We start from the raw sequence: 7,851 nt of genomic DNA on the forward strand, positions 1-7,851 counted from the left end.
TAATTGAAGTAAAAGTAATTTCTTTTGAAATTATTATATGAATGCTAACAATTATGGTGACTTCAAAATATTCTATTTTACATAATATAAATTATAGTTCAAAATGTGTTATTGTAAAATGGGCTATGAGCTGATTGTAAAATCAGATCTTTAAAATAAATAAACGAACAATAAAGTCTTTACCGTTCGTTTATTTGAAATATTTTTTCTTTTTATATTCTAGAATAATATCAAGCTAAATTACAGAGTTTGCAATATCGACATTTTTGAATTCTTCAATGATTAAAACTTTCTTCGATGATTTGTATGTGCTGTAACCATAATATGCAACAACTGACAAACAGATTAAAGGCAGAATAAATGAAAAATTTATTTCAGGTATGAATCCTAAAATTTTAATATCTGAAAAACCTGAACCACCCCAATCCAAAATGCTTCCTTGCATAACAGGCATCAATGCACCACCAACGATAGCCATTACTAAACCAGCTGAACCAATTTTAGCTTCGTCACCCATATCTTTCAGCGCAATTCCATAGATAGTTGGAAACATAATTGACATAAAAATGGAGATACATATTAGAGAAATTAATCCTGGCATACCTTGTAAAAGAATTGCTCCACAAGCACATAATACCCCGCCAATACCAAATATCATTAATATTTTTGAAGGATTTGTGGTTTTCATCAAGCCAGTTCCAACCCATCTTCCTATTAAAAATAGAATCATAGCGGTTATGTTGTAATATGTCGCTGTTAATTCCAATCCAAATGTTTTATTAATGTTGTCCACGTATTGAAAAATAAAAGTCCAACACATAATTTGTGCGCCTACATAAAAAGCTTGCGCTATAACACCGTGTTTATAATTTTTATTAGCAAATAGCTTTTTAAATGATTCTGATATGGACATTTTATCTTCATGAGCAGTTTTTGGCATTTTTGTAAAAACAATAACAACTAATATTATTAATACAAAAATTCCTAGTCCAATATATGGAATACTAATAACGCCTAAATCATTTTCTCTAATTTTTGCTAACTCATTTGAACTTAAAGCTTTGAAAGCTGCAGGTGTATAATCATCTGATTTTATTTCTTTAATGACTAAAAACTGAGCCATTACCAATCCAGTTATGGCTCCAATTGGGTTAAATGCTTGTGCTAAATTCAGCCGCTGTGTTGCTGTTTCTTTGTTGCCTAGAAATAAAATTAGCGGATTTGATGTAGTTTCCAAAAAAGCTAAACCACAAGTAATTACCCATAGTGAAACTAAGAAAAAAGTATAGCTTTGATAATGTGCTGCTGGATAAAACAAAAAGGCGCCTGTTGCATACAGTATGAGTCCTAATATTATTCCTGATTTATAGCTGTATTTTCTAACGAATAATGCTGCTGGTAAAGCCATAAAGAAATAGCCAAAGTAAAAAGCAAATTGCACCAACGATGCTTGAGTATTTGAAAGTTCCGGCATCACTTTCTTGAAAGTGGAAACCATCGGTGTTGTTAAATCATTAGCAATTCCCCAAAGGGCAAATAATATGGTTATTATTATAAATTGAAAAACAAATTCTTTACTAATTACAGGTGTTTTTTTAGATAGATTCATTGTCTTGATTATTTAATTAATTGAAAATATATTTGATTCCTTGGTTTTTGAGTCTGTTTGTTCAAAACCGCATAAGAATTCATCTATTTCTGACTGCGATATTATTGGGTTTGCTCCTTCGTTTTGAGCGACAATAGATCCAATAGCACTGGCAAAATTGATGGCGTATTGCGGGTCTTTTCCATTAAGGAGCATGATGATTAATGAAGCCAAAAAAGAATCTCCTGAGCCTACCGTATCTACTACATTTACTTTAAAACCAGAATTGTGGTAAAATTTATTTTCATGAAATAATACCGCTCCATGAGATCCTAAAGTGACACAGACCGTAGCTGTATTGGTTTTTTCGGCGATGAATTTAATGTTTTGTTCTAAAGACTTTTTATTAGAATGTAAATCTTCGCAAATCTCATTTAACTCATCATCGTTAAACTTCAAGAAGTCAGCTTCGTTCAATAAATCCAAAACGTTTGTTTTGGTGTAATGCGGAATTCTTAGATTCACATCAAATATTTTATATTTCGCTACCGCTAAAAGTTTCTTCAGTGTGTCTCTGGAAACAGAATCTCTGGAAGATAAACTTCCGTAAACAAAGAAATCTGCATCTTTGACAATTGAAATATTCTTGGCAGACGTTTCAATTTTATCCCAAGCTGCCGGATAATTAATGTCATAGGAAGCATTTCCTTTTTCATTCAAAATCACATTGACGATTCCTGTTGGATACGTATCATTAACTTGAATAGTTTCTGTGTTTATTCGCTTGTCTTTCAAATAATCAACCAATATTTTTCCGTTTTCATCATTTCCTATGCCGCTAATCATAGTAATATCAGCTCCTAATGAACTTAATCGTGATGCTACATTTAGTGGCGCTCCTCCGATTTTTTTGTGCTCCAAAAAAACATCAAATAGAATTTCTCCAAAACTTACCCCTTTTAATTTCTTTTCCATTTTTTTTAATTTTATATGTAAAACATTTTTTAGATAGTTATTTTAATTTGACTTAATGATTTATTGTACCATTTATCGACCATTTTTCTCATGAATAACAGGCTTCCTTTGGCAAGATCTTCAGAATTATACTTAGAAGGTCTCCATAAAGAAGTTGGACCGACTAATTCTTTTATTTGAGAAGAAAAATTTTCCAGGACTAGTGGTCCTTGATAATTTATGATAGACAAGGCTTTGAAAAAATCATCCCAATGAACATTTCCTTCGCCTGTCATCCCGCGGTCACTTTCGGTAATATGAACATGTTTTAAATTATTTCCGGCTCGAATGATTGGGTCGTAGAAGTTTCTTTCTTCAATATTCATGTGAAAGGTGTCTAGATGTAGTCCTATATTAGGCTGGGCAAGATGTTCAATCATGTCCAAAATTTCATCTGCAGATGTAAATACGTAACTTTCGTAACGGTTAATCGGCTCTGGAGCAATGGTTATGTTGCGTTGTTTTGCATACTTGGCAACATCATCAAAAACTTGTAGAAGAATTACTTTTTCGTCTATTGCACAAGGATTTCCAGTAAATGTTCCAATCGCAGAATGCAAAACGCCTCCTAAAAAATCACCATTCATGTCGGCTACTTTATCAAGTGCTGATTTTATAAGGGTTATTGCTTGCTCGGGATAAAGAGGAATATGACAATTTGTTGGTAAATTCAAGGTACAGCGTCCTAGAATTCCATTTTTATCAAGTTGTTTTTTCGTTTTTTTGGCATCGAAATCCAATGTTGCTGGTAAAATAATTTCAAGCATATCAAAACCGTATTTAGCTGTTTTTTCTATGGCATAACGTCCGCCATCAGTACTCCAGTTAGGAATAAAAGATAAAATTGTTGTTCCAAAAATTGGCATAATTATTTAGTTTTAAATTAGTTATTGTTGTATTTGAAAGTTGTTCTTTTTAAAATAACCACCATTCTGTTTTGACTCCCACGTAAGTTCCCCAACTCTTTTGATTTACTTGTAGATAAGGCGAATAGTTATGGTCACGAGCGTAATCGTTGTAGTGAGCAAGCGTACAAACAAGGCGAATGTGGGGACGACTCCAAGGGTCTTTTTTGCCTAATGGAACAATCGTTGGTGCAAATGAAAATTTCCACATTTCGGCTTCTGGGTTATCGCCATCTTTTCGAACGGCATAATGCACTTCTTCAATTAAATGCAACCATTTGGTAACATAAAAGAAGCTTCTAAATCCTACCACAAAATCAGTTTTCTGATTGTACAATTGGTTTCCGTTGAAGTATTCGTCTGTATTAGTACTCGAAGATCCTCCTTTACTTTTGGTAAAAACACCATATCCATTGAGACTAAACTTTGGTGTTAGGTTTAGTAAAAAATGCTCTACTGTTGTAAAGGAATAAGCATTAGTATATTTTCCTGCTGTATCTGGCGCTCCGTATGTAGCCCAGGTAAAAGTGTTTCCATTGTCGCCACCATTGGCAATTCCCGCGCCGTAACGAATTGAAAATTGATTGAACGAACCTGGTAATTTTGTTTTTAATAAATTGTTGTATTTGGCACCAACTACCCATCCATTATCGGCTGGATAAACTTTAGAAGAAGTTTTGGAATTAGCTGAAACGTAATGGAATTCACCTAAAAACTTCAAAACACTACTGTTTTTAAAGTCGATGCTGTGCTCCCCTATCCAAACCATGCGTTGACGAATTGCAGGATTGGTAGCGCCAGCAACGGTAATTTCATAATTATAAGGATAGACATTTGTAGAATCGGCAGAGGCTGGCATCAACATCGTTATTTCGGTATTTTTATAGCTAACACCAAATCCTTGAGCGGAATGGTCATCAAAATAAAAATAATCGCTGATGTGAATATCATCATAACGGCGAAAACGAGAACCTGCCCAAGCTGACCATCTGCTTCCCATGATATTTCTCGCTTCAATAAAAGCTTCAGGAAGAATAAAGGTTAATCCACCATTGGAACGGGAACTTATATTTCCAACGAATTGTCCGTTGGCAGCGTACATTCCTAAACGCATTTGAAAGGTTACATTGGTGCTGTCTTTTCCAATAAGTTTTGGAGTGAAATGTACCGCAGGCAAAATATCTACATAGTCTGTTTGCTCCATACGGCCTCCCAAAGAACCTTGTCCGGAAAGATTTAATGGTTTCCACATGTTACCTTCTCCGTTTGGTGACAAGCCTACACCGATACGGCCAGTTGTTCCTAATGAAAAATTTGTGTTTGTTATGACTACTTGTGAATAAGTACATATAGAAGTTGTTAAAATGAGAAGCAAAAGAAGGTTGGTTTTCATGTACTTTTTTTTAAGTATTAAATTTTATTTTTGGAGTTATTCTTTGAATAATTAATAAACGTCAATATGACTATTTATTTTTCAAATGTAAAAATAAATTTAATATAACAATAAAAAATGATTAAATATTTTAAAATATGAATAAAAATTAGTCATAAATAATAGTAATATAATAAAATTGCCTGCAATTGTTTGTTTTGTAATTAATGTTTATTTGACGGTTAATTGTAAAACATGTCAATTTAACAGTAAAATTATATTGATAAATAAATCATTACTTTTGTACTGATGAACGTTTAAACAAAAGAGTTTAATTGTTCCGAAAAATGTTAATTAATTATACCCTGTTCCTTCATGATACCTAAAATAATTCCCAATATCTCTGTAGACTGTGTGGTTTTTGGTTTTGATGCCAATACAAAATCATTGAATGTATTGTTACTGGATCGTTATTTAGAATCGGAAGAAAATCATGAAATTTTAGTTAATGATCATGTGTTAACTGGGTACCATACACTTGAAAATGAAACTATAGATGATACGGCTACCCGAGTTTTGAGAGAACTTACGGGATTGGATAATTTGTATAAAAAACAGTTTAAGGTTTTTGGAGATCCTAACCGTTTGATGAATGAGAAAGATGTTATTTGGGCCAAAAGTGAAAATTTCAATCAACGAACAATCACAATAGCCTATTATTTTTTGGTAAAAACACATGAAGTTGATTTAGAAAACAATCTGCATAAACCACAATGGTTCCCCGTAAATGATTTGCCGGAATTAGGTTTTGACCACAAAAAAATTATTAATGAAGCCTATGCAGATTTAAAAGCAAAATCGTTATTCCAGCCTATTATCTTTGAACTTTTACCAGATAAGTTCACTATAAAAGAGTTACAGGATGTATACGAATGCATATTGGGTGTCGAAATTGACAATCGAAATTTTAGAAGAAAATTACTGACGAAGAAATATCTTATTGAGTTAGACGAAAAACAAGTGGGGGTTTCCAAAAAGCCTTCCCAGCTTTTTATGTTCAGTAAAGATATTTACCAAAAAATATACAAGGAAAGTTATCTGATTAGTATTTAGTGATTTGATTTATAAAGCCATTTTTGTCAATTCAACTTCAAGTCTATCAAAGTTCTCTTCATTTTTGTCAACTACAAATGGTCTTAATTTATTGCTTTCTTCCGCTGTATCGAAAATCATTTTGAAAACAATTTTGGTTTGATTGGCTGAAACTTCATCAAATGTTGCAAGAACTTTAAAAAGCGGTTTAGAATGACGTTTCCAGAAAATCAGATTAGGTTTGTCAATTTTTATAAATTCGACTTCATTGTGATAATTTCCTTTATCCGGACCGTGCATAATAAAACTCCATTTTCCTCCTGGTCGTAAGTCAAATTCGTTGAAAGTATTTGTAAATCCTTTTGGTCCCCACCAATTTTTTAAATGGTTTGGATCAGTCCAAGCTTTAAAAGCAAGATTTATTGGAAAGTTTATAATTCTTGTAGTCACAATTTCACAATCTGGGGTTGTTGAGAAAATTTCTGATTCCATTACATATTTTTTTTAACGTTTATAGTTATAATTAATTTTTTTAAAACGGACAGAAAGTTAGTGAAAATAATGGAAAGCTCAATTCTTGGATAAGCATATTGTTGAGATTGTATTGTTGTTTTCTTTTCACAAGTGTCCTCGTTCCTCGGAATATTGAGAAATATGAGATTTCAAAAGGCTATCTTTGCAAAAGATAAAAAGGATTATGACAAAAGGAAAATACATTCAGCTGATATTAATTTTGGGTTCGATGACTGCACTTGGACCATTTTCGATTGATATGTATTTGCCCAGTTTTTCTGGGATTGCCAAAGATCTTCATACTACAGTGACCATGGTTTCTGAATCTTTATCCAGTTATTTCATTGGGATTTCATTTGGGCAATTGTTATACGGCCCGTTATTGGATCGTTACGGTCGGAAAAAGCCTTTGTTTATCGGATTGTTGGTTTATATTTTGGCTTCTTTAGGATGCGCCGTTGTGGCTGATATCCATGTGTTTATTGGACTTCGATTTATACAGGCTGTTGGAAGTTGTGCCGCAACAGTTGCTTCGGTTGCGATGGTTAGGGACTTGTTTCCGGTTAAGGAAATACCTAATGTTTTGTCCAAATTAATGCTAGTTCTTGGGCTTTCGCCAATGTTGGCACCCACCATTGGGAGTTATGTAACAACTTATTACGGTTGGCACCCTATATTTTTTATACTGATGTGCTTAGGCGGTTTTGTTCTTATTGCATCACAATTGGGTTTGCCTGATACGCACAAACCAGATCCCACCATTTCATTGAAACCCAAACCAATCATCAGCAATTTTGTTGCGATTATCAAAGTGCCACAGTTTTACACCTATGCTTTGACAGGATCGATTGCGTTTTCGGGATTGTTTACGTATGTTGCAGCCTCCCCAATTTTGTTTATGGATATTTTAAAAGTGGATGCCACGGTTTATGGTTGGATTTTTGCTTTTATGTCAATTAGTTTTATTGGTTCGAGTCAATTGAATTCCTTATTATTAAGACGATTCTCTAGTGAGCAGATGATTTTTGGTGCTTTGGTTGCTCAAATAGCAATCAGTGTGACCTTTTTGATTTTGGCAATAAATGATGATTTAGGACTGTACGGTACTATTGCAATGTTGTTCCTGTTTTTGGCATGTTTGGGTATTTCCAATCCAAATACAGCGGGATTAACCCTTGCTCCTTTTGCAAAAAATACAGGTAGTGCCTCAGCATTGATGGGCGCAACTCAATTGGGAATAGGTGCTTTATCTTCTTTTGCAGTGGGTGTTTTTGTTAAAGATTCTATGGTACCGATGGTTGTGATTATGACTTGTACCACGATTATTGCCTTTATTATTTTGAATATTGGCAAAAGAAAAATCAAGC

Annotated in this window: 7 protein-coding genes; 2 read left to right on the plus strand and 5 right to left on the minus strand. The window is 33.5% G+C overall.

Translation table 11 applies throughout. The features are described from left to right. Nucleotides 1-235: 235 nt before the first annotated feature. The 4 genes from fucP to VFS71_RS01775 are packed head-to-tail and all read right to left on the minus strand — an operon-like array spanning nucleotide 236 to nucleotide 4,900. Complete coding sequence (fucP, locus tag VFS71_RS01760) at nucleotides 236-1,609, minus strand: L-fucose:H+ symporter permease (RefSeq protein ID WP_326399000.1); 1,374 nt, start codon at nucleotides 1,607-1,609, stop codon at nucleotides 236-238. A 12-nt stretch (nucleotides 1,610-1,621) separates the two neighbouring features. Further along, nucleotides 1,622-2,563, minus strand: coding sequence for a carbohydrate kinase (locus tag VFS71_RS01765; RefSeq protein ID WP_326399001.1), 942 nt, complete (start codon nucleotides 2,561-2,563; stop codon nucleotides 1,622-1,624). A 29-nt stretch (nucleotides 2,564-2,592) separates the two neighbouring features. Next, nucleotides 2,593-3,468 (minus strand): sugar phosphate isomerase/epimerase family protein, encoded by an 876-nt coding sequence (locus VFS71_RS01770; RefSeq protein ID WP_326399003.1) that lies wholly within the window; start codon nucleotides 3,466-3,468, stop codon nucleotides 2,593-2,595. Between the two features lie 49 nt (nucleotides 3,469-3,517). Next, the gene (locus VFS71_RS01775; protein ID WP_326399005.1) at nucleotides 3,518-4,900 is read right to left on the minus strand and encodes a carbohydrate porin; all 1,383 of its coding nucleotides are present in this window, start codon (nucleotides 4,898-4,900) and stop codon (nucleotides 3,518-3,520) included. Nucleotides 4,901-5,254: 354 nt separating this feature from the next. On the opposite strand from VFS71_RS01775, the gene VFS71_RS01780 reads away from it, so the two are divergent. Beyond that, the gene (locus tag VFS71_RS01780) at nucleotides 5,255-5,992 is read left to right on the plus strand and encodes an NUDIX hydrolase (RefSeq protein ID WP_326399007.1); all 738 of its coding nucleotides are present in this window, start codon (nucleotides 5,255-5,257) and stop codon (nucleotides 5,990-5,992) included. A gap of 9 nt (nucleotides 5,993-6,001) precedes the next feature. Here the strand turns inward: VFS71_RS01780 and VFS71_RS01785 are convergent, their stop codons facing one another. Next, complete coding sequence (locus VFS71_RS01785) at nucleotides 6,002-6,463, minus strand: SRPBCC family protein (protein ID WP_326399009.1); 462 nt, start codon at nucleotides 6,461-6,463, stop codon at nucleotides 6,002-6,004. A 205-nt stretch (nucleotides 6,464-6,668) separates the two neighbouring features. Between VFS71_RS01785 and VFS71_RS01790 the strand changes: the two genes are divergently transcribed. After that, nucleotides 6,669-7,851: multidrug effflux MFS transporter (locus VFS71_RS01790; RefSeq protein ID WP_326399011.1), on the plus strand; the 1,183-nt coding region annotated here is incomplete at its 3' end.

The sequence above is a fragment of the Flavobacterium sp. genome (assembly GCF_035760125.1).
GTDB lineage: Bacteria > Bacteroidota > Bacteroidia > Flavobacteriales > Flavobacteriaceae > Flavobacterium.

Bases quoted from the DNA above. Each gene is read 5' to 3' on its own strand.
- fucP (WP_326399000.1), bottom strand. From the start codon at position 1,609: ATGAATCTATCTAAAAAAACACCTGTAATTAGTAAAGAATTTGTTTTT.
- VFS71_RS01765 (WP_326399001.1), bottom strand. From the start codon at position 2,563: ATGGAAAAGAAATTAAAAGGGGTAAGTTTTGGAGAAATTCTATTTGAT.
- VFS71_RS01770 (WP_326399003.1), bottom strand. From the start codon at position 3,468: ATGCCAATTTTTGGAACAACAATTTTATCTTTTATTCCTAACTGGAGT.
- VFS71_RS01775 (WP_326399005.1), bottom strand. From the start codon at position 4,900: ATGAAAACCAACCTTCTTTTGCTTCTCATTTTAACAACTTCTATATGT.
- VFS71_RS01780 (WP_326399007.1), top strand. From the start codon at position 5,255: ATGATACCTAAAATAATTCCCAATATCTCTGTAGACTGTGTGGTTTTT.
- VFS71_RS01785 (WP_326399009.1), bottom strand. From the start codon at position 6,463: ATGGAATCAGAAATTTTCTCAACAACCCCAGATTGTGAAATTGTGACT.